Raw genomic sequence first — 26,840 nt, forward strand, 5'->3', positions numbered from 1 at the left:
AGGCGAACCGGAGACAGCCATGAAGCTACGCGCCCTCACCCTCACCTTGTGCGCCGTCCTCGCCACCGCCGCCTGGGCCGCGCCGCCGCTGGAACTGGAAGACCCGATGCGCGGGCCGACGCCGGTCGCCCAGGAGACCGATCCGCCGCTCATCAGCCCGATCGAGAACAAGGACATCAAGCGGATGCGCACGTATTCGATGCAGCCGCCCACCATCCCGCACAAGATCGACGGCTACCAGATCGACAAGAACTTCAACCGCTGCCTGGCCTGTCACGCGCGCGTCAACACCGAGGAGACCCAGGCGCCGCCGCTGAGCGTGACCCACTACATGGACCGCGACAGCAACGTGCTGGCCGAGGTGTCGCCGCGCCGCTACTTCTGTGTGCAATGCCACGTGCCGCAGGCCGAGGCCAAGCCGCTGGTGAGCAACACCTACCAGGACATAGACGTGATCCTCAAGCGCCTGACGGCTCCGGCGTCCGACAAGAAGTAAGGCGCGGGAGGCTGCCATGGTCAAACTCATCAAGCGCTACTGGAACATCGTCCGCCGGCCCAGCGTGCATTTCAGCCTGGGCTTCCTGACGGTGGGCGGGTTCATCGGCGGCATCCTGTTCTGGGGCGCCTTCAACACCGCCATGGAGCTCACCAACACCGAGAAGTTCTGCACCGGCTGCCACGAGATGCGCGACAACGTATACGCCGAGCTCAAGGGCACCATCCACTTCACCAACCGCTCGGGCGTGCGGGCGCTGTGCTCGGACTGCCACGTCCCGCACAACTGGACCGACAAGATCGCGCGCAAGATGCAGGCCTCCAAGGAGGTGTGGGGCAAGATCTTCGGCACCATCGACACGCGCGAGAAGTTCGTCGACAAGCGGCTCGAACTGGCGCAGCACGAATGGGCGCGCTTCAAGGCCAACGATTCGCTGGAATGCCGCAACTGCCACAATTACGACTACATGGACTTCACGCGCCAGAGCGTGCGCGCGCAGAACATGCATTCCACCTATCTGGCCGACAAGAGCAAGACCTGCATCGACTGCCACAAGGGCATCGCCCACCAGTTGCCCAACATGGGGCCGGGCGGCGCTTCGATGGGGGCCGCCCCGGAGGCGGGCAAAGAGGTCGCGCGTGCGTCCCGCTGACGCGCCGCCGCCCATGCTGGGCGCGCGCGGCCTGGTCGGCCGCCGCGGCGGCGCGGCGCCGGTGGATTTCGAGCTGTACGCCGGCCAGCTGCTGCACGTGCGCGGCGCCAACGGCAGCGGCAAGACCAGCCTGCTGCGCACCCTGGCCGGGCTGCTGCGCCCGCAGGCCGGCAGCGTGCTGTGGCGTGGCGCCGACGCGCGCCGCGACCTGCCGGCGTACCACGGCGGCATGGCGTTCCTGGCGCATGGCAATGGCCTGTGCGCCGAACTGACCGCGGCCGAGAACCTGCGCTACGCGCTGCACGTCGCCGGCACGCCGCAAGCGGCGCCGCGCATTGCCGAGACCCTGCGCGGCTGGCGCCTGGAGCGCTGCGCCGACGTGCCCGCCCGGCGCCTGTCCCAGGGGCAGAGCCGGCGGCTGGCGCTCGCGGCCATCGTGCTGGGCGCCAAGCCGCTGTGGCTGCTGGACGAGCCCGACGCCGGCCTGGACGCGCCCAGCCTGGCGCAGCTGCACGCCGCGCTGCAAGCTCATCTGGCCGCCGGCGGCGCGGCCGTGGTGGCCTCGCACCGCGAGCCGGGCACGGCCGCGGCGCAAACCCAAACCCTGGATATGGATGACTACGCGGATGCTGGGCACGCTGTCGCAGTTGGCGTTACGTGAGATACGGCAGGCCTGGAGACGGCCGGCGGATACGCTGGGCGCCACCCTGTTTTTCGTCGTGGCGGGCTCGATGTTCCCGCTGGCGGTAGGACCCGACCCGGCGCTGCTGGCGGCCATCGGGCCGGGCGTGCTGTGGGTCTGCGCGCTGCTCGGCGTGCTGCTGACCCTGAACCGCCCCTTCGCGCAGGACTACGAGAACGGCGCGCTGGAACAGCTGCTGGTGTCGCCGCATCCGCTGCCGCTGCTGGTGGGCGCCAAGCTGGCCGCGCACTGGTTCAGCAGCTGCCTGCCGCTGATCCTGGCCAGCCCGGTGCTGGCACTGCAGTTCGGCCTGCCGCCACAGGCCATCGGCATCCTGGCGCTGTCGCTGCTGCTGGGCACGCCCACGCTGGCGCTGGTGGGCGGACTGGGCGCGGCGCTGACGCTGGGCCTGCGCGGCGGCGCGCTGCTGCCCCTGCTGGTGCTGCCCCTGTACGTGCCGGTGCTGATCTTCGGCGCCGGCGCGGTGTCGGCCGCCCATGACGGCATGGGCGCCGGCCCGCAGCTGTCGCTGCTGGGCGCGGGCCTGTGCCTGGCCATACTGCTGTGCCCCTGGAGCGCCTCGGCGGCGCTGCGCGTGGCGCTGGACTGACGCCATGCAGAATCCGCCCCTCAACTCATATCCCGCCGCCGGCGCGTCCTGGCTGCGCTACGCCTCGCCGGCGCTGTTCTACCCGCTGGCCGGACGGCTGATTCCGTGGCTGGCACTGGCCGCGGCGCTGCTGGGCGGCGCCGGCCTGGTCGTGGGCCTGGCCGTGGCCCCCACCGACAGCCAGCAGGGCGAGGTCTACCGCATCCTGTTCATCCACGTGGCGGCGGCCTGGATGTCCATGTTCCTGTACCTGGTGATGGCGCTGTACGCGGCGCTGGGCCTGGTCTTCAACACCCGCCTGTCGTTCATGATGATGCGGGCGCTGGCGCCCACCGGCGCGCTCTTCACCTTCCTGACGCTGTGGACCGGCGCGCTGTGGGGCAAGCCGACCTGGGGCACGTGGTGGGTCTGGGACGCGCGCCTCACGTCCGAGCTGATCCTGCTGTTCCTGTACCTGGGCTTCATGGCGCTGCAGGCCGCCTGCGACGACGCCCAGCGCGCCGACCGCGGCGGCGCCATCCTGCTGCTGGCCGGCGTGATCAACGTGCCCATCATCTATTTCTCGGTGCGCTGGTGGAACACCCTGCACCAGGGCGCTTCCATCAACCTGACCGCCGCGCCCAGCATGGCCGGCATCATGGTCACCGCGATGCTGCTGATGGTGGCCGCGTTCTGGCTCTACAGCGCGGCGGCCGGGCTGGCGCGCGTGCGCGGCATCATCGCCGAGCGCGAGCCGGCCGCCATCGGGCGCGCCGCGCGGGAGGCGCGATGAGCTGGGACGCGCTGTTCTCGATGCAGGGCCACGGCCCTTACCTGCTGGGCGCCTACGGCGTGACGCTGGCGCTGATCGGCGTCGAAGCGTTCGTGCTGTGGCGCCGCGCCCGCGCCCGGCGCGCGGCGCGGCAGGCGCAACCCGGCGGAGGCCGCCCATGAGCCCGCGCAAGCGCCGCGCCCTGGCGATCGCCGGCGGCCTGGGGCTGCTGGCCCTGGCCGCCGCGCTGGTGCTCAATGCGCTGCAATCGAACCTGGTGTTCTTCTTCAGCCCGACCCAGGTGGTGGCCAGGGAAGCGCCGGCCAGCGGCAGCTTCCGCGTGGGCGGCCTGGTCGAACAGGGGTCGCTGCGGCGCGAGGCCGATGGCCTGACGCTGAGCTTCGTGGTGACGGACACCGCGCACACCGTGCGGGTGAGCTACCAGGGGCTGCTGCCGGACCTGTTCCGCGAGGGCAAGGGCGTAGTGGTGGCCGGCAAGCTCGGCGCCGACGGCGTGTTCCGCGCCACCGAGGTGCTGGCCAAGCACGACGAGAACTACATGCCGCCCGAAGCGGCCGACGCCATCAAGCGCGCCGGCGCCGCGCCCGCCCATCTGATGCGGGAGGCGCAATGATTCCGGAGATCGGCCTGTTCAGCCTGATCCTGGCGCTGCTGGCGGCGCTGGCCCAGGGCATACTGCCGCTGGTGGGCGCGGCCACCGGCTGGCAGGCCGGGCTGCGGGTGGCGCGGCCGGCCGCCGTCGGGCAGTTCGGCCTGACCACGGTGGCCTTCTGCTGCCTGGCCTGGGCCTTCGTGGACAACGATTTCTCGGTGCTGTACGTGGCCGCCAATTCCCATGCCGACCTGCCCGCCGGCTACCGGTTCGCGGCGGTATGGGGCGGGCACGAGGGATCGCTGCTGCTGTGGCTGTACCTGCTGACCGCCTGGACGCTGGCGGTGGCCATGTGCAGCCGCCGGCTGCCGCTGCCTTTCGTGGGACGGGTGCTGGCCGTGATGGGCTGGATCAGCGTGGGCTTTCTGCTGTTCCTGCTGTTCCTATCCAATCCGTTCGAACGCCTGATGCCGCCGGCCATGGCCGGGCGCGACCTGAATCCGCTGCTGCAGGATCCGGGCATGATCGTGCATCCGCCCATGCTGTACATGGGCTATGTCGGCTTTTCCGTGGCCTTCGCCTTCGCCATCGCGGCGCTGCTGTCCGGCGAGCTGGACGCGATGTGGGCGCGCTGGGTGCGGCCGTGGACGCTGGCGGCCTGGACCTTCCTGACCATAGGCATTCTGCTGGGCAGCGCCTGGGCCTACTATGTGCTGGGCTGGGGCGGCTGGTGGTTCTGGGACCCGGTGGAAAACGCCTCGTTCATGCCCTGGCTGGCCGGCACCGCCCTGATCCATTCGCTGATCGTGACCGAGCGCCGCGGCGCCTTCCGCAGCTGGACGGTGCTGCTGGCCATCTGCGCCTTCTCGCTCAGCATTCTGGGCACCTTCCTGGTGCGCTCGGGCGTGCTGACCTCGGTTCACGCCTTCGCGGTCGACCCGGGCCGCGGCCTGTACATACTCGGGTTCATGACCCTGATCGTGGGCGGCTCGCTGACGCTGTATGCCTGGCGCGCGCCCACGGTGGGCCTGGGCGGCGGCTTCGCCCTGCTGTCGCGGGAATCGCTGCTGCTGTCGAACAACGTGGTGCTGACGGTGGCGGCCGGCTCGGTGCTGCTGGGCACGCTGTATCCGGTGGTGCTGGACGTGCTGGAGTGGGGCAAGATCTCCATCGGCCCGCCCTACTTCGAGGCCGTGTTCGTGCCGCTGATGACGCCGGCCATCTTCCTCATGGGCGTGGGGCCGGTGGCGCGCTGGAAGCAGGCGGAACTGCCGGACCTGGGCCGGCGCCTGCGCGCGGCCTTCGCCGTCAGCGTGGCCACCGCCGTGCTGCTGCCGCTGGCCATGCCCGGCCCGGCGCGGCTGGGCTCGCCCATGGTGATACTGGGGCTGTGGCTGGCGGCATGGTCGGTGGCCAGCGCCGCCGCCCATGCCTGGCAGCGCCTGACCGACGGCGACGGCCACTGGCTGCGCCGCCTGGGCCGCCAGCCGCGCGCCTGGTATGGCATGCTGCTGGCCCACGCCGGCGTGGGCATATTCATCGCCGGCGTCACGCTGGCCAACGGCTACGAGGTCAAGCAGGAACTGCGGCTGGCGCTGGGCGAGACGCGCGAGGCCGGCGGCTACCGCTTCACTTTCGCCGGCCTGGGGCCGGCCGCCGGCCCCAACTACAGCGCGCAGCGCGCGGTCTTCACGGTGACGCGCGACGGCAGGCCGGTGACCACGCTCTATCCGGAAAAGCGTCTCTACACCGTGCAGGACATGGCGCTCAGCCAGGCCGACATCGACAGCGGCTTTACCCGCGACCTCTTCGTGGCGCTGGGCGAACCGGTGGGCGATCAGGCCTGGACGGTGCGCCTGCAGGTCAAGCCTTTCATGACCTGGATCTGGTCGGGCTGCATCCTGATGGCGCTGGGCGGGCTGCTGGCGGCCGGCGACAAGCGCTACCGCCGCGCGCTGGAGGCGCAGGCGCGCATGCCCGCGCCGGTGGCCGCGCCCACCCGGGAGGGCGCCTGATGCTGCGTTACCTGCTGCCGCTGGCCGCTTTCCTGGCGATGGCCGTGTTCCTGGCGATGGGGCTGTCGCGCGATCCGCGCGCGGTGCCCTCGGTCCTGATAGACAAGCCGGCCCCGGCCATCGGCCTGCCGGTGCTGCTGGCGCCGGACCGGAAACTGGACGTGCAGGCGCTGCGCGGGCAGGTCTGGCTGCTGAACGTGTGGGCGTCGTGGTGCGGCCCCTGCCGCGACGAACTGCCGGTGCTGCGCGAGGTCTCGCAGCGCCACGGCATCCCCCTGTACGGCCTGAACTACAAGGACAAGCCGGACGACGCCACCGCCTGGCTGGCGCGCAACGGCAACCCGTACATCGCCTCGGCCAGCGACGCCGACGGCCGCATCGGCATCGAGTACGGCGTGTACGGCGTGCCGGAGACTTTCGTGATCGACAAGCAAGGACGCATCCGCTACAGGCAGCTCGGCCTCATCACGCCCGAGATCTGGAGCGCCCGCATGCTGCCCGTGATCGAGGCGCTGCAATGAAGGCGGCGGCCATGCTCGCGGCGCTGGCGCTGGTCCTGGCGCTGGTCCTGGCGCAGGCGCAGGCGCAGGCCCAGGTCCAGGCCCCGGCAGCGGCCGCGCCGGCGCTGTCGGCCGAACAGGAGCAGCGCGCCGACAAGCTGGCGCACGGCCTGCGCTGCCTGGTGTGCCAGAACCAACCCCTGGCCGAATCCAACGCGCCGCTGGCGCAGGACATGCGCGACCTGATCCGCGGCCAGCTGGCCGCCGGCAGGACCGATGCGCAGATCATGCGTTTCTTCGAGGAGCGCTACGGCGACTTCGTGCGCTACGACCCGCCGTTCAAGCCGATCACCTGGCTGTTGTGGCTGGGCCCGTTCGCGCTGCTGGCGCTGGGCTTCGCCGTGCTGCTGCGCACGCTCAGGCGCCGCGCCGGCGCGCGCGCGCCGCTGACCGCCGACGAGCGCGAACGCGCCGCCCGTTTCCTGGACACCGGCTCATGACCGCGCTCTGGATTGCCGTGCTCGTGCTGCTGCTGGCGACCCTGCTCTGCCTGATCCCGCCGCTGCTGCGCCGCGCGCCGGCGGCGCAGGCCGCCGAGGCCAGTGTGCGCGCCTTTTACCTGGCGCAGCGCGAGCAGCTGGAGCGCGACCTGAAGAACGGCAGTCTCAGCCCCGAGGCCCGGGCCCGCGCCGAAGAGGAACTGCAGCGCGACCTGCTGCAGGACCTGGCGCTGCGCCGCAGCCGCGCCGCGCCGTGGGCCGGCCAGCGCGCCGGCGTGGCGGCCGCCTGCCTGCTGAGCGTGCTGATTCCGGTGGCGGCGGTGCTGCTTTACGGCCAGCTGGGCAATCCGCGCGCGGCGGCCAGCGCGGCCGCGGTCGTGGCCGCCGCCGAGCCGCACGCGGGCGCCTCCAACGACGATATGGCGATGGCGATCAACGCGCTGGCCCGGCGCCTGCGGTCCGCCCCCGACGACCCCGACGGCTGGTATGTGCTGGCGCGCTCTTACGAAACCCTGGGACGCTACAGCGACGCGGTGGCCGCCTACCGGCAGGTGCTGCGCCTGGCGCCGGACCAGCCGGCGGTGCTGGCCGACCTGGCCGACGCGCTGCTGTCGGCCAACCAGGGCGCGCCTGACGCGGAATCGATCGCCGCCGTCGCGCAGGCCCTGGCGGCCCAGCCCGACCAGCCCAAGGCCCTGGCCTTGGCCGGCATGATGGCGCTGCGCCGCGGCGACGCGGCCGAGGCGCTGGCGCACTGGGAGCGCCTGCAGGCGCGGCTGCCGCCCGACTCGGAAGCGGCGCGCCAGATCCAATCGAATATCGCGCAGGCGCGCGCCATGGCGACGGGTTCGCCGCCGGCCGCGGCCGCCAAGGGCGCGGCGCCGAACGCGGCCGCCGCGGCCACGGCCAAGGCCCGCATCAGCGGACGCGCCCGCATCGCCGATGCGCTGCGCGCGCAGGTCCAGCCCACCGATACCGTATTCATCCTGGCGCGGCCGGAGGACGGCCCGCGCATGCCGCTGGCGATCCTGCAGATGCAGGTCTCCGACCTGCCGCGCGATTTCGTGCTCGACGACAGCAGCGCGATGTCGCCGCAGGCGACCCTGTCGGGCGCCAGCAAGGTGCGCGTGGAGATCCGGGTAAGCCGCGCGGGCGCGGCGGCCGCCCGGCCCGGAGACCTGGGCGGCGCGCTGGCCGGCGTGGCCGTGCCCAGCGACGGCGTCGACCTGGTGGCCGATACCGTCGTGCGCTAGCGTCAGGCGCGCTCGATGCGGGCCGGCAGGCCCTGGCGCACCGCCGCGCCCGAAACCCAGTCGATCCAGACGTTGGCGTGCGCGCCGCGCGTGGCGTCGCCGAAGCCCAGGTCGTTCAGGTTCACGCCCGCGCTCAGCGCCGGATCGTGCGGCATGGGCTTGCCGTCCACGATATGCGCGCGCACGCCCAGCTCGGTATGGCCGTAGCCGTGCTCGATGCCGACCGCGCCCGGCTGGATGCCGTCGCGCAGCAGCGCCAGCCCGGTGACCGCGCCACCCGGCGTCACGATGCGCACCGGATCGCCGTTGCGCAGGCCCAGGCGCTCGCCGTCCTGGCGGTTGATCGACACCGGGTTGTGCGGATGCACCTGGCGCAGGCGGCTCACGCCGATGGACATGGAGCTCATCAGGTTGGACTTGAACGAGCTGAGCAGGAACGGCCATTCCTGCCTACCGTATTCGGCGCGCATGTCGCGGCCGTCGGCCAGGCGCGTCGGATACCAAGTCGGACAGCCGCTGTAGCGCTCGCCGGTGAGCGAATGGTGAAAGCCCGCCAGCTCCTCGCTCCAGACCGTCAGCGGCTTGGCATAGGCCGCGCGCAGGCGGCGCGCGGCGCCCTCGCCGACCCAGGCGTCCTCCATCTTGTCGAAGCGGCCGCCGCGGCTCATCAGCATCGCGACCTGGCGCCACTCGCCCGGCTTGAGCTTTTGCTGCAGCAGGTCCTTGTAGCGGTCCACGCCGGTCAGCGCCATGTCTTCGTCGCTGGCCTCGGGCACCGGGCGGCCCGCGGCGAACGCGATATTGGCCATGCCGCGCAGGAAGAAGTCCTCGGGCGTGTCCAGCGCATACTTGCCGCCCTCCTTGTCCGAGATCGCGCCGGCGCCGAAGCCCGGCATGTCCAGCCGCTTGGCGCAGGCGATCAGGAAGGTCTCCAGGCACACCGGCTCGCCGCCGGCCGTACGCGCCACGCGCGGCTGCACGGCCGGCCAGCGCACGGTGGAGGCCTTGGCCACCACGTCGGCCCACGGCGCCGACACGCCCCAGCTTTCGTAGGTCACGGTGTCGGGCACGATATAGTCGGCCAGCGCGTTGGTTTCGTTGATGAAGGGATTGATCGACACCGACAGCGGCAGCAGGCGCGGGTCTTTCAGCTTGTCGGCCACGACGTTGCGGAAGCCGGCGACGCCGTAGACCGGGTTGCCCATGTGGTTGAACCAGACCTTGGCGCGGTACGGATAGCCCGCCAGCGCGGAGGCCAGCATCTCGGAGCTGAGCCCGCCAGTGGCCGGATACCAGGGCGCTTCGGCCGGATAGACGGGCTGGCCGGCGGCCTGCTTGCGCTTGAATTCGCTGGACTTCTCGTACGGGAAGCGGTTGCGCGACAGCGGCACGCCCTTGGGCGCGGCGCGGTTGGCGAAGCCGGCGATGTTGTAGCGCGGCCCCGGGCCGTAGGGCGGGAACGGGCCGCCGTCCAGGAGCAGGCCGCCCTCCACGTTCAGGTTGCCCACCAGCGTGTTGAGCATGGCGATGGCGTACGCGGTGTAGAAGCCCGCGCCGCTCATGGTGCCGCCGTGCGCGTCGGCCACGGCGCGCTTGCCGTGGCTGGTGAAGCGCTCGGCCAGCGCAGCGATCTTCGCGGCCGGCACGCCGCTCAGTTCGGCGTATTCGTCCAGCGTCTTGCGGCGCGCTTCCTCGCGCAGCAGCGACAGCGAGGAGCGCACGCGCAGCGACTGCGGCGCGCCCTGCATGCCGGGCGCGGCCACGGTCTCGTCCACGAACAGCGCCGCCGGCACGGCCGAGGTGTGCGGCGCCAGCGTGCCGTCCTCCAGGCGCACCACGTACACGTCTTCCCACTTCTCGTCGGCGTCCGCCGGACGCGGCCAGCCCAGGTCGGCGCCGCGCAGGAAACTGCCCTGGCGCGGATGGCCTGCTTCGGCCACGACCAGGTGGGTGGCGTTGGTCCAGGCCGCCTCGCCGGCGGTCTGCATGGCGGCCGGGCCGGGCTGCGACAGCATGCGGGCGTCGAAGCGTTCGTGCTCCAGCATCCAGCGGATCATGCCCATCACCAGCGCCAGGTCGCCGGCCGGGTTGACCGGCAGCCACTCGTTGCCCGTTCCGGCCGACAGGCTGGAGGACGCGGGCAGCATGGGCGACACGACCACATACGAGAAGCCGCTTTCTTCCGGACGCACGCGGGCCTCGGCCAGCTGCCGCGCCTGGCGCTGGAACGGGTTGCCGGCCTGCGCCGGCGAGGTGCCGATGAACAGGCCGAAGCGCGCGTGGTCCCAGTCCGGCTTGCCATGTGGCATGCCCTTCAGGTCGCCGAGCGCGGCGCCCGCGCCCACGCGGAAGCTCTGGCCGCAGTACGAGCCGTGATTGCTGACGTTGACCGTGCCGAACGATTGCGCGGCGAAGCGCTGGATCAGCGGCGTGCGGCCTTCGTTGCCGGCATCGGTGAACAGGAGCTGGTTGACCTTGGCGCCGTATTCCGGGTTCCGCGGGTCCAGCGGCGTATCGCGATCGTAGATGGCGCGCAGCCCGTCCACATGGCCTTCGCCGAACAGGTCGCCGCCTTCGCAGACCTCCTGCACCAGCTGCTCGAAGGAGATGCTCTGCCACTTGCCCGCGCCGCGCGGGCCGACCCGCTTGAGCGGCTGCAACACGCGGTAGGGGCTTTCCAGCTGCTCCAGCATGGACGAGCCGCGCGCGCAGGAAGTGGCCCGCCCTTCCAGTCCGTTGTCGCCGCCCAGCTGCGCGTAGACGTCGCGCACCGGCGTCTCCATCGCGGCCGGCTGGGTGGTGGCCAGCGGATGGTAGGGGTTGCCCGCCACCCGCAGGATGCGGTTTTGCTCGGTGTCGACGCGCAGCCGCACGCCGCACTGGGTCCAGCAGCCCAGGCAGCTGGAGGGGCTGACGGTCTGTCCCGGCTGGGCGCTCAGCGCGCCGGTCAGCGGGTCGATGCGGAACTCCGGGGTCAGCGAATTGCCGCGCACGGCGTGCGCCGTGGGCGCGCCGGCCGTGCCCTGCGCCAGTCCCTTGACCGCGCGCGCCACGGTTTCGCCGTAGCCGGCCGCGAAGGCCGCCATGCCGCCGGCGACCAGGCCGCCGCGCACCATCAGTTTGCGCCGCGCTTCGTCGCGCGGCTGCTCCGGCGCTGCGCCAGGCTTGTCGTCTTTGTGTTGCTTGTCCATTGCTTCGTCTTCCAGGTTCTTGCGTCAGGCCGATGCCGTGCCCGGCTTGCGCGCCGGGAACAGTTCCAGGGCCCAGGTCACGGCGGCGACCAGCGCCACGCACAGGCCCAGCACGCCCACCATGCCGAGCAGGCCATCGCTGCCCCAGGGCATGTCGTACAGATAGAGGCCGGCGCCGTACTTCGGCACGCCCTGCACGCTCATGAACACGACCCAGCGGAATATCCAGGCGGCGGCCAGCATGGTCAGCGCCAGCGCGGCCGAGGGCAGCGGCTCGGCCAGCGTGCGGGCCGGGCGCTGCAGCAGCGCGATGATGCAGAAGGCCGTGATCACGGCGCCCGCCAGGCTGATGCGCCAGATGGGGAATTGCGCGAACAGGCGCAGGGCCGCGTCGAAGGACGGGTCCAGCCCCAGCAGGCCCAGCAGCGCCCAGGCGCCGGCGCCCAGCGCCATCATCACCACGGCAGTCACGCTCAGGCGGCGCAGCATGTCCACCGGCAAGGCGCGCATGCCGCCGGGCAGCCAGCGGCCCATCAGGAACATGGCGCCCAGCGCGCCCAGCCAGGCGGTCAGCGCGAAGTTCACGGGCAGGAACACCGTGTGCCACAGCGGCCGCGAACGCAGCACCATGACTTCGGCGCCGGTATAGACCAGGATGGACAGCGCCGACAGCGCCAGCAGCGTGGCCGTCGCGCGCAGCACGCCGACGCGGCCCCACCACCAGGCCGCGCTGAACAGCAGCGCCAGGCCCACGAAGGCCGGCAGCAACAGCGCGCCCAGCCACATCCACGACCAGGGCGTGAGCTGGGTATAGAAATGCCAGAAGCGGCCCGGCTGGTGCAGGTCGGCCAGCAGCGACACGGGCGCGGCGATGGCGCTGACCAGCAGCACCGCCACCGCCGCCGGCAGCAGCCGGCGCGCGGAAGACCCCTCGCGCCCGAAGGCCGAGAAGGCGGCGGTCAGCGCCGTGGTGGCGCTGATGCCGATGAGGAAGAAGTACTGCACCGCCCAGGGCAGCCAGGCGGCGTCGTAGACCGGCGTGAGCAATTCGGAGATCTGCATGGATATCCCCTTCAATGGGCGCCGGCCAGCCGCACGCCGGCCTGGCCGTCGACCTGGTGGACGAACGCATCGGGCAGGCCGATGTAATAGACGTGGGGATCGGTCTTCATCTCGGGCTTGAGCACCTTGACCTCGTCCTTGTGCTCGGCCAGCAGCCGCGAAATCGCGCTATCCGGATCGTTCAGGTCGCCGATCACGCGGGCGCCGCCCACGCAGCTTTCCACGCAGGCCGGCAGCAGGCCGGCCTCCAGCCGGTGCTCGCAGAACGTGCACTTGTCCGCGGTCTGGGTTTCGTGGTTGATGAAGCGGGCGTCGTAAGGACAGGCCTGCACGCAATACGCGCAGCCGACGCAGCGCTCGTTGTCGACCAGCACGATGCCGTCCTCGCGCTGGAACGTGGCCTGCACCGGACAGACCGGCACGCAGGGCGGGTTGTCGCAGTGGTTGCACAGGCGCGGCAGCATCACCATCGCGGCCGGGCCGTCGTCGGGCTTGACCTCGTATTGCAGAACGGTGGTGCGGAACTGGCCGATGGGGGGCAGGTTCTCCATGGAACAGCTGACCGTACAGGATTGGCAGCCGATGCATTTGCGCATGTCCACCACCATGCCGTAGCGCTTGCCCGCCATGCCGGGGCGGCGCGGCGGCTGCCCGTTGAGGCCGGCGGCCTCGGCATGGATGGGAATGACGGTCGCCGCCGCCCCCAGCCCGAGTAGTCCTTTGAGGAAGCCACGTTTACCCGGCAAAGGCGTTTCCGGGGGGCTGGCGGGGGGATGCATACGGATTCTCCAAGCGCATAAGTGTTACGTGAATAAACTTATCACTCGGGGTTATATAGAGGCTTGATATGAATCAACGGGGGACGGATTAATCGCGAATCCGTCCCCAGAATGCTTCGCCGGGTCAGTCCGCCGGCCTGAGCGCCCTGCTCCAGGCGGCCAGTTTCTGCTCGAACGAGGCCGCGGCGTGGGCCGGGCTGGTCGAGGGCAGCGCGACGTATTCCAGCCCGGCGTCCAGGCCCGGCAGGACGTGGCGCCGGTACAGCGCGGCGGCCTTGGCGCCGTTGAAGCAGACCCGCGCGATGCCCGGGTGCCGTTCCAAGAATGCGGCGAAATCGTTGGCCACCAGCGTATCGGCGCGGATGTCGGCGTCCAGGCTGCCCGGGCGTTCGCAGGCTTGCAGCACGTCCCATAAGGCGACTCCGCCCGCCTGCAGCGCGGCCAGCCGGGCCGCGTAGTCCAGCGCCGGATCGAAGCCGAAAACGCGGGCCGCGATGGGCCAGAAGGCGTTGCGCGGATGCGCGTAATAGCGGGCCTGCCTGAGCGAGGCCACGCCGGGCATGGAGCCCAGCACCAGGACGCGCGCATCGGCGCGCGCCACCGGCGCGAAGCCCTGCACCCGGTCGTCATGCCCTGCCCGGGCCGGGTCTGTGGAATGTTGCATGGCCACAGAATACGCCAACGGCAAAATCCCGCGCCATCGTTCAGCTTATGGAACAGTGCTTATCAATGGCAGGGACTACCGCCAGCGGCCTTGCGCCCTTATCTTCATAAACATGACGAACGGCCCCGATGGGGCCGCGCAACAGGAAATACGACCATGAAGAAGATCCTCGGTTTGCATGCCAGCCCCCGTCCCCACTGGGTGGGCGACGGCTTCCCGGTGCGCTCTATGTTCTCCTATAGCGACAAGGGCAAGAACACCAGCCCGTTCCTGCTGCTGGATTACGCCGGCCCGGCCCGCTTCGAGCCGGCCGACCAGCCGCGCGGCGTGGGCCAGCATCCGCATCGCGGCTTCGAAACCGTGACCATCGTCTACAGCGGCGAAGTCGAGCACCGCGATTCCACCGGCAAGGGCGGCGTCATCGGTCCCGGCGACGTGCAATGGATGACCGCCGCCTCGGGCATTCTGCACGAGGAATTCCATTCCCATGAATTCACCCGCAAGGGCGGAGAACTGGAAATGGTGCAGCTGTGGGTCAACCTGCCGGCCAAGGACAAGAAGGCCCCGGCGGGCTACCAGAGCATCCTCGACGCCGACATCCCGGCGGTGGCGCTGCCGGACGGCGCGGGCACGCTGCGCGTGATCGCGGGCGACTACGCGGGCCACGCGGGGCCGGCGCGCACCTTCACGCCCATGGACGTGTGGGACGTGCGCATGAGCGCCGGCAAGTCGGCGACCTTCCCGATCGCCGCCGGCCGCAACAGCATGCTGGTGATGCTGCGCGGCACGGTGCTGGTCAACGGCGAAACCGTCGCCCGCGACGCGCAGCTGGCGCTGTTCTCGCAGGACGGCGAGGACATCAGCATCGAGGCCAACAACGATGCGGTGTTCCTGATCCTGAGCGGCGAGCCCATCGACGAGCCGGTGGTCGGCTACGGCCCCTTCGTGATGAACTCCCAGGCCGAGATCGTCGAGGCCATCCAGGACTTCAACGCCGGGCGTTACGGCCAGATGCATTGAAGCGGCGGGGCCGGCGGCGGCCGGCCCCGCAACGGGTTTTCCGCCGGGCCGGCGCGCCTAGGGCTGCTCGGCGATTCCCGCCTGCTCCACGATCCTGGTCCAGCGCGCTTCCTCCTGCTTCACGTACGCGTCCAGCTCCTCGGGCGTTCCGACCTGGGCGGCCAGTCCTTCCAATTCCAGCGCCGCCTGGAACGCCTGGTCCGTCGAGACCTTCTTGATCGCGGCGTTGAGGCGGTCGATGACGGGCCTGGGCGTGCCCTGGGGCACGAACACGCCATACCAGCTGTCGACGAAGTAGTCCGGCTCGCCGGACTCGGCCACGGTCGGCACGCCCGGATAGGCGGGCGAACGGTTCTTGGTCGTCACCGCCAGCGTGCGCAATTGCCGGTTCTTGACCTGGCCGCTGACGCTGGCCGAGGTCGAGAAGATCATGTCGATCTGGCCGCCGATCAGATCGTTGATGGCGGGTCCCGATCCCTTGTACGGCACATGCAGGATGTCGGCCTTGCCCAGGCTCTTGAACAGCTCGCCCGCGAGGTGCGCGGAGGTGCCGTTGCCATAGGAGCCGAACGTCAGCTTGCCCGGATTGGCGCGGGCATAGGCCAGGATGTCCCGCACGCTGTTGAAGCGGGACTTGGCGGACACGACCAGGACGTTGGGCGATTTGCCTATCATCGCCACCGCCGCGAAGGCCTGGTCCGTGTCGTAGGGCAGCTTTTTCTGCATGGCCGGATTCACGGCGTGGGCGAAGGTCGCCATCAGCATGGTGTAGCCGTCCGCCGGGCTTTTGGCCACGTTTTCGGTGCCGATGATGGTGCTGCCGCCGGGCCGGTTCTCGACGATGACGGACTGCCCCAGTTCATCGGTCAGTCCCTTGGCCAACTGGCGCGCGACGATGTCGGTGCCGCCGCCCGGCGTGAACGGCACCACGATGCGCAGCGGCCGTTCCGGAAAAGCGGCCTGCGCCGGCGCCGCCGCCAGAACGCCCGCCGCCGCCGCCGCGGCGGCCAGGGCCCGGACGCATCGCGTCGATATGCTGCTGAAGTTCATTATCGTCTCCTCGTGTTTTTTAACGCCCGTACGCTCAAGGCGCACGGGGATGGTCCAGCACCGCGACGCCGTCGGCCGCGCATACGCCCTGCCCCATGCGCCTGACGAACAGCGGATTGATCTCCGCCTCGGCCAGCCGGTCCTGCAATGCATGCGCCATGCGGGCAAAGGCCAGCACGGCCTCGACCAGGGCCGGCACGTCGGCCCGTTCGCGGCCGCGATAGCCGTCCAGCAAGGGCCAGGTCTTCAGGCGCCGCAAGGCCGCCTCGACCTGCGCGGGCGTCAGCGCCGCGCCGTCTTCAGGCAGCAACAGCAGCGTGGTGTCGCGGATCAGTTCGGCGACGACGCCGCCCATGCCCAGCAGAATCGCCGCGCCCAGCGGGTCCTTGTGCAGCCCGACGATCACTTCGGCGGCCCCGGTCACCATCTCCTGGACCAGGAAGGCGTCGGGCCGGCGGCCCGTATGCCGCTGCACGTCATCGGCCATCCGCCGCAGGCGGGCCGCCACGTGTTCGGCCGGCACGCCGACCGCCACGCCGCCCACGTCGCTCTTGTGCGTGATCTCGCTGGACAGCAGCTTCAACACGACGCGGGGCCCGAGCTGCCGCGCCGCCTCGGCGGCCTGTTCCTCGGTATGCACCACGATTTCCCGGACGCCCGGAATCCCGAAGCGGGCGAACAGCGCCTTGGCCTGGGCTTCGTCCAGCTGTCCCTGCCCGGGGCAGTCCACCGGAGCGCGCGGCGCCGGCGCGACAGCTTCGGCCTGCGCCGGCAGGCCGCGCGGGCGCGCCTGCCACATGGCCGACAAGGCGGCGCTGACGCTCTCGGGCGTATGGAAGGCCGGGATGCCGTAGCGGCCCAGCGTCTCGGCAGCCTGCGGCGCGTGCGGGCTGATGTAGGCCAGCAGCGGCTTGTCCGAAAGCGCCAGCGTGTCCTTCAGCGCGCCGGCCATCAGTTCGGGCCGGGCCACGCCGGACGAACCCACGATGACCACCATCGCGTCGTACTGGTCGCTCTCCAGCACGATGCGGATGGCGCCGCGCAGCAGTTCGGGCTGCAGGCCCGCCAGCGTCACGTCGATGGGATTGCGGTCCAGCGCCGCATGGTCGCCGGTCTGCAGCGCCCGCAGGGCCGCGCCGCAGCGCGCATCGGGCGCGGGCAGCGCGAAGCCCGCCACGCCCAGGCTGTCGGCCACCAGGGTGCCCGCCCCGCCGGTCGAGGTCAGGATGGCGACCCGGCGCCCGCCCAGCGGACGTCCGCTGGCCAGGGCCAGGGGAATATCCAGCAGATCGGAAAACGTCTGCGCGCGGATGATGCCGGTTTCTTCGAACAGCGCGTCGTACATGGCGTCGGCGCCGGCCAGCGCGCCCGTGTGCGAGGCCGCGGCCTGCGCGCCCGAGTCGGAGCGGCCGATCTTGAACGCCACCACGGGCTTGCCCGCGCGGGCGGCCTTGCGCGCCGCCGCGCGGAACGTCCGGGGATTGCGGATGCTCTCGACGTAGAGCGCGATCACGCGGGTCGCGGGGTCGTCGGCCAGCGCGTCGACGAAATCCGCCAGGTCCAGGTCGACCTCGTTGCTGGTGGAAATCAGCTTGGAAAACCCGATGCCGCGCGCCGTGGCCCGCGACAGCAGCGCGCCCAGGATGCCGCCGCTTTGCGACACCAGGCCGATGCCGCCGCTGACCAGGCCGTCCATCTCCAATGCGCCGCTGGCTGACAGCACGATGCGGTCGGTCAGGTTGACCAGGCCGATCGTGTTCGGCCCGAGTATGCGCATGGCGCCCGCCGCCTCGCGCAGCTCGCGCTGGCGGCGCGCGCCCGCCTCGCCGGTTTCCGAATAGCCGCTGGCCAGCACGATGGCCGCGCCCGCGCCGATATCGGCCAGCTCGCGCACGGCCTGCTGCGTGCGATCGGCGCCCAGCAGCACGATGGCCACGTCCGGCGCCTGCGGCAGCGAACGCACGTCCGGATAGCAGGCCAGCCCGTCGATCTCGGACGCTTTGGGATTCACGGGGTAGATGGCTCCCTGGAAACCGTGCTTGCGCAGGTACGCCACCGGCCGGCCCGAGGTCTTGGCGGGATCGGCCGAAGCGCCCACCACCGCCACGCTGCGCGGACGCAGCAGTTTCTCCAGCGCGCTCATTTGGACTGCCTCGCGGCCAGGAACGCGGCCACCGACTCGCAGTGCTCGGCGCTGGTGTAGCAAATGCCCTGCGCCTGGCTGCCCATGGCGAAGACCTGGTCGGCCGTCAATTCGGAACTCTGGTCCAGGATGGACTTGCTCAATGCCAGCGCGGTGGCCGAGCCCCGCGCGAGTTCGGCGGCCCAGGCCTGGGCGGCGCCCAGCTCCTCGCCCGCGGGCGCGAGCCGGTCGGCGATGCCCAGCCGCAGCGCTTCGTCGGCCTGCACCTTGCGGCCGGAATAGATCAGTTCCTTGGCGCGCGCCAGGCCCACGCGGCGAGGCAGGAAATACATGCCGCCGCCGTCGGGAATCAGGCCGCGGGCGATGTAGCTCCAGGTGAAGGTCGCGGCTTCGGAAGCCACGATGAAATCGCAGCTCAGGGCCGTGTCCGCGCCCAGCCCCGCGGCCGCGCCATTGACCGCCGCGATCGTCGGCTTGGGCATGCGGAACAGCAGGTTGACCGCATGATGCACGCGCTGCTGCCGCGACCAGCCGTTGAACCCGACCTCGCCGGCGGGCGCCTCCATGCGGCGCTGCATCCCGGCAATGTCGCCGCCGGCGCAGAAGCCCTTGCCCGCGCCGGTCAGCACCAGCGCGCGGACGGCGCGGTCCTGCGCCACCGCCTCCAGCGCGTGTATCAGTTCGGCGCGCATGGCGTCGCTGATCGCGTTGCGCTTGTCCGGCCGGTTCAGCGTGAGCGTCGCCACGCCGTCCTGCGATTGAAGTCCGATGTATTCGTACCCGCCCATCTCCACGCTCCGTCTTAGGGGTCTGGCCGGCGCGCTCCGTTGCCGGACCCCGCGCTGGCTATGACGACACAGTAGGCGCTACAGTTGCCGAATACACGCAGCTATTTCCATAAAGTGGAATTGCATGAACGCTCGTCCCCTTACCGATTCTTCGCCCGCGGCGCGCCGGCGCTTCGATGGCGTCAGCCAGAACCGCTCGCTGGAGCGCGGTCTGGAAATCCTGCGGGCGTTCAAGCCCGGCACCGATCTGCTGGGCAACGGCGAGCTGGCCGAACGCACCGGACTGTCGGCCGCCACGGTCAGCCGGCTGACGCAGACGCTGGTCACCAGCGGCTTCCTGGCGCATGACCGCCGCGCCCGCGCCTACCGGCTGGCCGCCCCCGTACTCAGCCTGGGGCATGCGATGCGCGCGGCGTCTCCGGTGCTCAAGGCGGCCACGCCGCTGATGCGCGAGGCCTCGAACAAGCTGCGCGTGAACATCGGCCTGGCCAGCGCCGACCGCGCCGAGATGGTCTACCTGGAATCCATCCGCTACAACCGCAAGGCGTCGCTGCGCACCATCGTGGCCGGCCAGCGCGTGCCCATCGAGCTGACTTCGCTGGGACGGGCCTATCTGGCCACCCTGGACGAGGCCGCCCGCGACGCCTTGCTCGCCGGCATCATGCGCGGCTATCGCAGCGCGTCCTGGAAACCGGTCATCGCCGACATCGGGAAAGCCATCGCCAAGGTCGCCAGCGCCGGCTATTGCCTGGCCTCGTGGCAGCCGGGCGTCGTCGCCATGTCCACGCCGCTGGCGCTGCCGGCGGGCGCGACGCTGGCCTTGAACCTCAGCCTGATCACCGACGAAACCCAGGCCTGGGTCGAACGGCGGCACGGCCCGGCGCTGCTGGCCTTGAAGCGCAAGATCCTGCATGAACTGGAGGCGCAGGAACCGGGACGATGAACCGGCCCGCCATCGCCCGCGCGGGGCAGGACGCTAGAGCGAGGCGCGCGCGTGCTCCTTGATCAGGCGCACGAACCGCTGCACGTGCCGGCTGGGACGCTCGAAGCGCGAGCGCACCAGGCTCAGCGACAGCGGAATCGATTCGCGCAGCGGCCGCGTCACCACGCCCGGCCAGCCCTGCTCGCCGACCGAGAACTGGTCCACGATCGCCACGCCCGCGCCGGCCCGCACCAGGGCGCAGGCCAGTTCCGCGCGCACGATGTCCACCGCCGCGCTCCAGCTGACGTTGGCGCGCTGGAACGCGGCCGCCACCAGTTGCCCGAAGGGAATGTTGCGGCTGTAGAGGATCAGCCGGTATCGCGCCAGCTCCGCCAGGCCCACCGCCGGCTGCGAAGCCAGCGGATGGCCTTGCGGCAGGATGCAGACCATTTCGCCGGTGGCCAGGGGCTCGACCACCAGGTTGGGATGGTCGATGGGCAGCACCGACACCGCCAGCTCGGCCTTGCGCCCCAGCAGTTCGTGCGCCATGTCCGCCAGCAGCGTGGTGTGGAACTTGAGCCTGACGCCGGGATACAGCTCCAGGTATTGCGCGATCACCGGCGGCACGAAGTTCAGCGCCAGGCTGGGGCTGGAGCACAGCGTCAATGCGCCCTGCGGGCGCTCGGCCAGGTCGCGCGCCAGCTCGTCGACGCGCAGCGCTTCCTCGAATAGCGGCCCCACTTCCTGGAACAGGCGGTGGGCCTCGGGGGTGGGCGTGAGTTTGCCCTTGTCGCGCTCGAACAATTGCAGCCCCAGGCTCAGTTCGGTATGGGCGATGAGGCGGCTGACGGCCGGCTGCGACACGAACAGCAGCCTGGCCGCCCCGTTCATGGAGCCGGTCAGCATGACCGCGCGGAACACTTCCATCTGCCTGAGCTTGAAACGCATGATCCGATAATCGTTTGTTATATCCCCTGCCGAACTTAGCATAACCGGGAAATGCGGGCGTTCATTAGCATTCCAGGAAGCGCCTGGGGCACTTTCCAGGCCGGTTCGATAAAGGGAATGCATGACACTCAAGATAGGATTCGTCGGCCTGGGCATGATGGGCCTGCCCATGCTGGAAAACCTGGCGCGCGGCGAAGAGAACTTCGAGATCCTGGCCCATGACCGCGACCCCGCGCGGCTGGAACGCCTGGCGCAGCATCCGGCCTGGAACAGGACGCTGCGGCCGGCCGCCGACCTGCGGGCGCTGGCCGCCTGCGACGTGGTCATCACCATGCTGCCGGACAGCGCCGTGACCAACGCCGTCATCGAGGGCGAGCACGGATTGGCCGGCGTGATGCGCGCTGGTTCGGTGCTGCTGGACATGGGTTCGTCCAACCCCGCCGAGACGCTGCGGCTGGCGCCGCTGCTGCGCGAGGCCGGCGTGACGCTGATCGACGCGCCGGTGTCGGGCGCGGTGGCCAAGGCCGCCAACGGCACGCTGGCCATCATGATAGGCGCCGACGCCGATGGCCTGGAGCGCGTGCGGCCGGTGCTCGCGCGCATGGGCGCCTCGCTCATCCACACCGGCAAGGTGGGCTCGGCCCACGCCATGAAGGCGCTCAACAACTACGTCTACGCGGCCGGCCTGCTGGCGGCCAGCGAAGCGCTGACGATCGCGCGCCGCATGGACCTGGACCTGGACGTGTTCACCGAAGTGCTCAACGCCTCCAGCGGCCGCAACGTGGCCACCGAGACCAAGCTGCGCCAGTTCATCGTGCCGGGCACGTACAACGGCGGCTTCGCGCTGGCGCTGATGGCCAAGGACCTGCGCACCGCCGACTCGCTGCAGGCGCTGGCCGGCGTTTCCGCCTCGCAGCTGTCGCTGTGCACGGCGCTGTGGCAGCGCGCCCTGGAGGCCATGCCGGCCGGCGTGGACAACACCGAGATCCATCGCTACCTGGAACGCCTGAACGCTTGCGCGCCGGCCTGAACGCGCCGGCCCAAACCATAACGACATCCACAGGAGACAGACATGAAACCATCCGCCGCCGCGCTCGGGCTGGCGCTCGGCCTGGGCGCGGCCCTGCTGGCCGCCGCCGCGCACGCCGCCTATCCCGACCGCCCCATCCGCATGGTCGTGCCCTTTCCGCCCGGCAGCATCACCGACGTGGTGGCCCGCAGCCTGGGCAAGGCCATGGCCGACGACCTGGGCCAGCCCGTGGTGGTGGAGAACAAGCCCGGCGCCAACGGCATCATCGGCACGCACGACGTGGCCAAGGCCAAGCCCGACGGCTACACCCTGGTCGTGGTGGGCGTCTCCACCGCGGCCAGCGGCGTGAGCCTGTTCAAGGACCTGCCCTACGATCCCGCCGCCGACCTGGCTCCCATCGGCGCGGTGGCCGAGACCCCTTACCTGCTGGTGGGTTCGCCGCGCATGCCGGGCACCAAGGTGTCCGACCTGTACGCCTACGGCGCCCGGCATCCGGGCAAGCTGACCTATGCCTATGGCTCGGGCAGCGCGCAGGTGTTCGGCGCCAAGCTGGCGGCCATGGGCAACATCGACGTCACGCCGGTGCCGTACCGCGGCGGCCCCCAGGCGCTTACCGACGTCATCGGCGGCACCGTGGACCTGACCTTCACCGACCTGGCCAACGGCCTGCAGCAGGCGCGCGCCGGCAAGGTCAAGCCCTACGGCGTCAGCACGCCCGAGCGCTTCGCGCTGGCGCCGGACATCCCCACGCTGAACGAAACCGGCGCGCCCGGCTTCGACCTGACGGTGTGGTTCGGCCTCATGGGCCCGGCCGGCCTGCCCGCGCCGGTGCTCGACCGCCTGTCGCAATCGCTGGGCCAGGCGCTGGCCAACGAGGAACTGAAGCAGACCTACGCGCGCCAGGGCCTGACCGTCAAGCGGCAAAGCCCCGCCGAGTTCGGCGGCTTCGTGCGCGCCGAAATCGGCAAATGGGCCGCCATCGTCAAGGAAACCGGCATTCCGCCGCAATGACTCCGTCTTTCGACTTTTCCAGGAACACTTCCATGTCGCTGATCGATATCCGCAAACGCTGCCTCATCGTCGAGACCACGCTCCATGAAAACGGCCCGCCGCCCGCGCAGCCGCTCAAGCTCGCCGCGTCCTGCGCCGTCATCCGCAATCCCTACGCCGGCCGCTACGAGCCGGACCTCATGCCCTTCATGGCCGAGCTGCGCAGCCTGGGCACGCTGCTGGCGACCGAACTGGTGGAGACGCTGGGCGGCAAGGACAGGATCGAGGTCTACAGCAAGGCCGCCATCGTGGGCCTGGACGGCGAAATGGAACACGGCGCGGTCTGGCACGAAGCCGGCGGCTGGGCCATGCGCAGCGTGCTGGGCGAGCCCAAGGCCATGGTCCCGGCGGTCAAGGCCGTGGCCGTGGCCGGCTACCGCATGATGGTGCCGGTGCACTACATCCACGCCTCTTACGTGCGCAGCCATTTCAACAGCATCGAAATCGGCATCCAGGACGCGCCGCGCGCCAACGAGATCCTGTTCGCGCTGGTCATGGGCACGGGCGGGCGCGTGCATTCGCGGCTGGGCGGACTGACCAAAGAAGCCGTCAAGGTGCACGACGGCCAGCGCTGAAGCCGGCGGCCACGCCCGCGGGCGTGGCCGGCGCGCTTACTGCTGCGGCACCTTCGCCTTGACGACGATGCGCTTCCACAGCGCGATCTCGTTTTCCTGGAAGGTGCGCATCTGCTGCGGACCGCCCGTCATGGGCGTGGCGCCCAGGCGCTCGTAGAAGCGCCGGGTCTCGTCCATTTTCGAGATTTGGGTGAACAGCTCCGCCAGCTTGGCGGTCTGCTCGGGCGGCGTTTTGGCGCTGACCATCGCGCCCACCCAGGTATAGGCTTCGAAGCCCGGTAGCCCCGCTTCGCTTGCGGTCGGCACGTCGGGCGAGGTCGACACGCGCTTGTCCGACGCCACGGCGACGGCCTTGACCCGTCCGTCCTTGGCCAGCTCCTGCACCGCCGTCACTTCGGCGAAGGTGTAGTCCACCGTGCCCGAGGCCACGGCGGTGATGGCGTCGGCCGCGCCCTTGAACGGCACGTGCACGGCCTGGATGCCGGCGCTGTCGTTGAGCAGCTCGCCCATCAACTGGTAGCCGGCCGAGCCGGCGCCGAAGTTCACCTTGCCCGTATTGGCCTTGGCGTAGGCGATCAAGCCTTTCAGGTCGGCGTACGTCGCCTGCGGCTTGACGGCCAGCATGGCCGGCGAGCGCATCATCATGGTCAGCGGCGAGAAGTCGGCCACCGGGTCGTAGGGCAGCTGCTTGAACAGCGCGGCGTTCACGGCCAGCGTGGAATTGCTGCCGATGAAGATGGTGTAGCCGTCGGCCGGCGCGGCCAGCACGTTCTTGACCGCGATGAAGCCGTTGGCCCCGGGGCGGTTCTCGACCACCACGGGCTGGCCGGTCAACTCCTGCAGCTGGCGCGCGAAATAGCGCGCCGAGGTGTCGGTTCCGCTGCCGGGACCGAACGGCACCACGAATTTCAGCGGACGGGAAGGAAAGGTCTCGGCGTGCGCCGCGGGCAGCGCGGCCAGCAGGCAGCCGCCGATGGCGGCCGCCATCAATTGTCTTCTGTAGGTTCGCACCTGTGTCTCCTGATCTGGTCTAGTTGTGACCTGACTCTAGAGGGCCGGCGCGCTTCGTGTCCAATATTAAGAATTTGCCTGCTGATATCGACTGCGTATCAAGGGGGGTTCAAGCGCCGGGGATCGTCAGCGACAGCCCGGCGCGGTCGGCCACGTTGCAGATATGGGCCCGCATCGCGCGGCGCGCGGCCTCGGGCGAGCCGGTGGCCAGCGCCTGGATGATCTCGGCGTGTTCGCGTATCGGCTCGCGCACGCGGGCCGGGTCGGCGAAGGCGACCTGGCGGCTGCCGTCGACCACGTCGGCGATGCTTTCGGCCAGGTCCAGCAGCATGGGGCTGCCGGCGATCTCGAACAGGCAGGCATGGAAGGCATGGTCGCCCTCGGACATCGTGACCAGGTCGCCGGCGTCGGCGGCCTGCTCCATCTGCGCGATGGTGGCGTGCAGGCGGCCCAGCCCGGCCTGGGTGACCACGCTGGCGGCCAGCCCCGCGGCCAGTTCTTCGAGCTGGTTGCGCACCAGGTAGACGTCGCGCAGCGCGTAGCGCCCCTGGAAGCGCCAGCGCCCGTAGGCGCTGCCCAGGCCTTTTTCGCCGGGCCGGGCGATGAAGACGCCGCGGCCGGCTTCGCTGCGCAGCAGGCCCAGGCCTTCCAGCATGGTGATGGCCTCGCGCAGCGAGGCGCGGCTCACGGCCAGCGACTCGGCCAGCTGGCGCTGGCCCGGCAGCTTGCCGGCCGCCGCCCATTCGCCGGCGCGGATGCGGGCCTGCAGCTGCTGGGCTATGTGTTCAACGGTATTCATCGCGGCGTCCCTCGGTGCGCAGGCCGGCGCGTAGCGTCGTTGACAGCCCATACCTGCCTCGGCATTATGACACCCAACTGGTCTGACCGGTAAGGACAAGCACGACATGACCGATCTGTACGAAAGATTCTCGCGCGCCGTCGACGCCCTGGCGCGGCTGGGCGACTACCCCTATGGCGAACGGCGCCAGGCCTGGCTCGACCGCCTGCGCGTCAACCTGCCGGAACTGGAGGCGCTGGACGCGCTGGCCCCGGAGACCGAGCTGGGCTATCTGGCGCCGCCGCCGGCCGCGCCCGGCGACAAGCTGCCGGCGGCCCAGGCCGGCCGCGGCATCGCCGTCTCGCGCCATGCGCCCGGCATCGCGGCCATTGCACGCGAAGCGCGCGACGCGCCCGAGCGCGCGGCCGAACCGGCCAAGGCCGCGCTGGCCGCGGCCCGCCAGCAGGCCGGCCTGAACGCCTTCATCACGCTGTCGGACACGCCGGCGCTGGATGGCGCGGCCGCCGCCGCGGCGCGCAAGCTGCGGGAAGGCGCCGCCATGCCGCTGATGGGCGTGCCCTTCGCGGTCAAGGACCTGATGCAGGTGGCCGGCTTCTCGCAGACCAACGGCAGCGGCGGGCTCAAGCCTCCGCCCGCGCTGCGCGACGCGCTGGCCGTGGCGCGGCTGCGCGAGGCCGGCGCGCTGGTGGTGGGCACCACCAACCTGCACGAACTGGCCTACGGCATCACCAGCGAGAATCCGCACTACGGCTGGGTCGGCAACCCGCGGGCGGCCGGCTACACGGCGGGCGGCTCCAGCGGCGGCTCGGCCGCGGCGGTGGCCGCCGGCATCGTGCGCCTGGCCATCGGCACCGACACCGCCGGCTCGATCCGCATCCCGGCCGCGTGCTGCGGCGTGGTCGGATTCAAGCCCACTTTCGACGCGATTTCGCGCGACGGCGCGCAGGCGCTGGGCGCCAGCCTGGACCACATCGGCCCGATCGCCGCCAGCGTGGCCGACGCCGCGCTGGCCTACTCCATCATGGCCGGCCAGGCCGAACGCACCGTCAGCGTCGGCGCGCTGCGCGGGCTGCGCGTGGGCGTGCCGCGCAATTACTTCTACGCGCCGCTGGCCGAGGACGTGGCCCACGCCGTGGACCAGGCGCTGGCCCGCATGCAGGCCGACGGCGCGGTGCTGGTGCCGATCGACCTGCCCGGCGTCGAACACAGCGCCGCGCTGCAGTTCGCCACGCTGTGCAGCGAAGCCACCGACATCCATTGGCGCCGCCTGGTCGACCAGCCCGAGACCCTGGGCGCCGACGTGCGCGTGCGGCTGGAGATCGGCCAGTTCTTTCCCGCCACCTGGTACGCCCGGGCGCAGCGCGGCCGCGCCGTGCTGGCGCATAGGTTCGAGCAGGCGATGCAGGCGGTGGACGTGCTGGTCACGCCCACCCTGCGCATCGAGCCGCCGCGCTCGGGCGGCGGCGCGGTCGAGATCGGCGGCCAGGAGGTGCCGCTGCACACCGCCGTCACCGGCCTGACCATGCCCTTCAACCTGACCGGCATGCCCGCGCTGACGCTGCCTTGCGGCAGCGGCGCCAACGGCCTGCCCATCGGCTTGCAGATCGCGGGCGCGCGCGGCGCCGACTGGCGCGTGCTCAACGCCGCGGCGCGGGTGGAGGCGCTGCTGGCTGCCTGAACGCGGCGCGGCCGGGCGGCCGCGCATGCTGGTAAACACTAACTGGTCAGACCAGTCC

Annotated in this window: 27 protein-coding genes; 17 read left to right on the forward strand and 10 right to left on the reverse strand. The window is 70.8% G+C overall.

The features are described from left to right. The first annotated feature begins 19 nt into the window (after positions 1-19). From AC1M14_RS16165 to ccmI, 11 genes are read left to right on the forward strand one after another with little or no spacing between them, the layout of a single operon-like run. Positions 20-496, forward strand: a complete 477-nt coding sequence (locus AC1M14_RS16165) for a nitrate reductase cytochrome c-type subunit (protein WP_102771504.1) — start codon at positions 20-22, stop codon at positions 494-496. Positions 497-512: 16 nt separating this feature from the next. Continuing rightward, positions 513-1,148, forward strand: coding sequence for a cytochrome c3 family protein (locus tag AC1M14_RS16170; RefSeq protein WP_479730023.1), 636 nt, complete (start codon positions 513-515; stop codon positions 1,146-1,148). After that, positions 1,135-1,809 (forward strand): heme ABC exporter ATP-binding protein CcmA, encoded by a 675-nt coding sequence (gene ccmA, locus AC1M14_RS16175; protein WP_479730024.1) that lies wholly within the window; start codon positions 1,135-1,137, stop codon positions 1,807-1,809. The genes AC1M14_RS16170 and ccmA overlap by 14 nt, the downstream gene beginning before the upstream one ends. Further along, complete coding sequence (ccmB, locus tag AC1M14_RS16180) at positions 1,775-2,440, forward strand: heme exporter protein CcmB (protein ID WP_102771507.1); 666 nt, start codon at positions 1,775-1,777, stop codon at positions 2,438-2,440. Before ccmA ends, ccmB begins: the two co-directional genes overlap by 35 nt. A gap of 4 nt (positions 2,441-2,444) precedes the next feature. Then, positions 2,445-3,212 carry a heme ABC transporter permease CcmC gene (ccmC, locus tag AC1M14_RS16185; protein ID WP_102771508.1) on the forward strand — a complete coding sequence of 256 codons (768 nt, stop codon included), beginning with the start codon at positions 2,445-2,447 and terminating at the stop codon, positions 3,210-3,212. After that, positions 3,209-3,373, forward strand: coding sequence for a heme exporter protein CcmD (ccmD, locus tag AC1M14_RS16190; RefSeq protein ID WP_102771509.1), 165 nt, complete (start codon positions 3,209-3,211; stop codon positions 3,371-3,373). Before ccmC ends, ccmD begins: the two co-directional genes overlap by 4 nt. Then, complete coding sequence (gene ccmE / locus AC1M14_RS16195) at positions 3,370-3,825, forward strand: cytochrome c maturation protein CcmE (protein WP_479730025.1); 456 nt, start codon at positions 3,370-3,372, stop codon at positions 3,823-3,825. The genes ccmD and ccmE overlap by 4 nt, the downstream gene beginning before the upstream one ends. Continuing rightward, positions 3,822-5,819, forward strand: coding sequence for a heme lyase CcmF/NrfE family subunit (locus AC1M14_RS16200; protein ID WP_479730026.1), 1,998 nt, complete (start codon positions 3,822-3,824; stop codon positions 5,817-5,819). The genes ccmE and AC1M14_RS16200 overlap by 4 nt, the downstream gene beginning before the upstream one ends. Further along, positions 5,819-6,340, forward strand: coding sequence for a DsbE family thiol:disulfide interchange protein (locus tag AC1M14_RS16205; RefSeq protein WP_102771512.1), 522 nt, complete (start codon positions 5,819-5,821; stop codon positions 6,338-6,340). The genes AC1M14_RS16200 and AC1M14_RS16205 overlap by 1 nt, the downstream gene beginning before the upstream one ends. Beyond that, positions 6,337-6,819, forward strand: a complete 483-nt coding sequence (locus AC1M14_RS16210) for a cytochrome c-type biogenesis protein (protein WP_479730027.1) — start codon at positions 6,337-6,339, stop codon at positions 6,817-6,819. The genes AC1M14_RS16205 and AC1M14_RS16210 overlap by 4 nt, the downstream gene beginning before the upstream one ends. Next, the gene (ccmI, locus tag AC1M14_RS16215; RefSeq protein ID WP_102771514.1) at positions 6,816-8,072 is read left to right on the forward strand and encodes a c-type cytochrome biogenesis protein CcmI; all 1,257 of its coding nucleotides are present in this window, start codon (positions 6,816-6,818) and stop codon (positions 8,070-8,072) included. Before AC1M14_RS16210 ends, ccmI begins: the two co-directional genes overlap by 4 nt. Before the next feature lie 2 nt (positions 8,073-8,074). On the opposite strand, the gene AC1M14_RS16220 is transcribed toward ccmI, so the two are convergent. The 4 genes from AC1M14_RS16220 to AC1M14_RS16235 form a co-directional block, all read right to left on the reverse strand. Next, positions 8,075-11,263, reverse strand: a complete 3,189-nt coding sequence (locus AC1M14_RS16220) for a molybdopterin dinucleotide binding domain-containing protein (protein WP_479730028.1) — start codon at positions 11,261-11,263, stop codon at positions 8,075-8,077. Between the two features lie 24 nt (positions 11,264-11,287). Further along, positions 11,288-12,325: an NrfD/PsrC family molybdoenzyme membrane anchor subunit gene (nrfD, locus tag AC1M14_RS16225; protein WP_479730029.1), complete on the reverse strand. Its 1,038-nt coding sequence runs from the start codon at positions 12,323-12,325 to the stop codon at positions 11,288-11,290. 11 nt (positions 12,326-12,336) lie between these two features. Continuing rightward, positions 12,337-13,104, reverse strand: a complete 768-nt coding sequence (dsrO, locus tag AC1M14_RS16230) for a sulfate reduction electron transfer complex DsrMKJOP subunit DsrO (RefSeq protein ID WP_102771517.1) — start codon at positions 13,102-13,104, stop codon at positions 12,337-12,339. A 124-nt stretch (positions 13,105-13,228) separates the two neighbouring features. Beyond that, positions 13,229-13,666, reverse strand: a complete 438-nt coding sequence (locus AC1M14_RS16235; protein WP_479731811.1) for a DNA-deoxyinosine glycosylase — start codon at positions 13,664-13,666, stop codon at positions 13,229-13,231. A gap of 258 nt (positions 13,667-13,924) precedes the next feature. Here AC1M14_RS16235 and AC1M14_RS16240 point away from each other — a divergent pair, with 258 nt between their 5' ends. After that, positions 13,925-14,788, forward strand: coding sequence for a pirin family protein (locus AC1M14_RS16240; RefSeq protein WP_102771518.1), 864 nt, complete (start codon positions 13,925-13,927; stop codon positions 14,786-14,788). Between the two features lie 57 nt (positions 14,789-14,845). Here AC1M14_RS16240 and AC1M14_RS16245 read toward each other — a convergent pair whose 3' ends face one another. From AC1M14_RS16245 to AC1M14_RS16255, 3 genes are read right to left on the reverse strand one after another with little or no spacing between them, the layout of a single operon-like run. Beyond that, the gene (locus AC1M14_RS16245) at positions 14,846-15,838 is read right to left on the reverse strand and encodes a tripartite tricarboxylate transporter substrate binding protein (RefSeq protein ID WP_479730030.1); all 993 of its coding nucleotides are present in this window, start codon (positions 15,836-15,838) and stop codon (positions 14,846-14,848) included. A 34-nt stretch (positions 15,839-15,872) separates the two neighbouring features. Next, positions 15,873-17,981 (reverse strand): acetate--CoA ligase family protein, encoded by a 2,109-nt coding sequence (locus tag AC1M14_RS16250; protein ID WP_479730031.1) that lies wholly within the window; start codon positions 17,979-17,981, stop codon positions 15,873-15,875. Next, positions 17,978-18,769, reverse strand: coding sequence for an enoyl-CoA hydratase/isomerase family protein (locus AC1M14_RS16255; RefSeq protein WP_479730032.1), 792 nt, complete (start codon positions 18,767-18,769; stop codon positions 17,978-17,980). The genes AC1M14_RS16250 and AC1M14_RS16255 overlap by 4 nt, the downstream gene beginning before the upstream one ends. A gap of 124 nt (positions 18,770-18,893) precedes the next feature. Between AC1M14_RS16255 and AC1M14_RS16260 the strand changes: the two genes are divergently transcribed. Next, positions 18,894-19,712, forward strand: coding sequence for an IclR family transcriptional regulator (locus AC1M14_RS16260; RefSeq protein ID WP_111825424.1), 819 nt, complete (start codon positions 18,894-18,896; stop codon positions 19,710-19,712). Between the two features lie 33 nt (positions 19,713-19,745). Here AC1M14_RS16260 and AC1M14_RS16265 read toward each other — a convergent pair whose 3' ends face one another. Then, on the reverse strand, positions 19,746-20,639 hold the full coding sequence (locus AC1M14_RS16265) for a LysR family transcriptional regulator (RefSeq protein WP_102771523.1): 894 nt from the start codon (positions 20,637-20,639) through the stop codon (positions 19,746-19,748). A 121-nt stretch (positions 20,640-20,760) separates the two neighbouring features. On the opposite strand from AC1M14_RS16265, the gene AC1M14_RS16270 reads away from it, so the two are divergent. The 3 genes from AC1M14_RS16270 to AC1M14_RS16280 are packed head-to-tail and all read left to right on the forward strand — an operon-like array spanning position 20,761 to position 23,294. Next, positions 20,761-21,669: an NAD(P)-dependent oxidoreductase gene (locus tag AC1M14_RS16270; RefSeq protein ID WP_209164862.1), complete on the forward strand. Its 909-nt coding sequence runs from the start codon at positions 20,761-20,763 to the stop codon at positions 21,667-21,669. A 42-nt stretch (positions 21,670-21,711) separates the two neighbouring features. Continuing rightward, positions 21,712-22,680 carry a Bug family tripartite tricarboxylate transporter substrate binding protein gene (locus tag AC1M14_RS16275; protein WP_246842398.1) on the forward strand — a complete coding sequence of 323 codons (969 nt, stop codon included), beginning with the start codon at positions 21,712-21,714 and terminating at the stop codon, positions 22,678-22,680. A gap of 32 nt (positions 22,681-22,712) precedes the next feature. Continuing rightward, a complete protein-coding gene (locus AC1M14_RS16280) occupies positions 22,713-23,294 on the forward strand; it encodes an amino acid synthesis family protein (protein ID WP_102771525.1) in 582 nt (193 codons plus the stop codon). A 36-nt stretch (positions 23,295-23,330) separates the two neighbouring features. Here AC1M14_RS16280 and AC1M14_RS16285 read toward each other — a convergent pair whose 3' ends face one another. Together AC1M14_RS16285 and AC1M14_RS16290 are read right to left on the reverse strand one after the other, a co-directional pair. Beyond that, on the reverse strand, positions 23,331-24,281 hold the full coding sequence (locus tag AC1M14_RS16285; protein ID WP_479731812.1) for a Bug family tripartite tricarboxylate transporter substrate binding protein: 951 nt from the start codon (positions 24,279-24,281) through the stop codon (positions 23,331-23,333). Positions 24,282-24,414: 133 nt separating this feature from the next. Next, the gene (locus AC1M14_RS16290; RefSeq protein ID WP_102771527.1) at positions 24,415-25,104 is read right to left on the reverse strand and encodes a FadR/GntR family transcriptional regulator; all 690 of its coding nucleotides are present in this window, start codon (positions 25,102-25,104) and stop codon (positions 24,415-24,417) included. 106 nt (positions 25,105-25,210) lie between these two features. On the opposite strand from AC1M14_RS16290, the gene AC1M14_RS16295 reads away from it, so the two are divergent. Further along, a complete protein-coding gene (locus tag AC1M14_RS16295; protein WP_102771528.1) occupies positions 25,211-26,782 on the forward strand; it encodes an amidase in 1,572 nt (523 codons plus the stop codon). Positions 26,783-26,840 lie beyond the last annotated feature (58 nt).

This window comes from Achromobacter sp. SX5 (genome assembly GCF_056711425.1).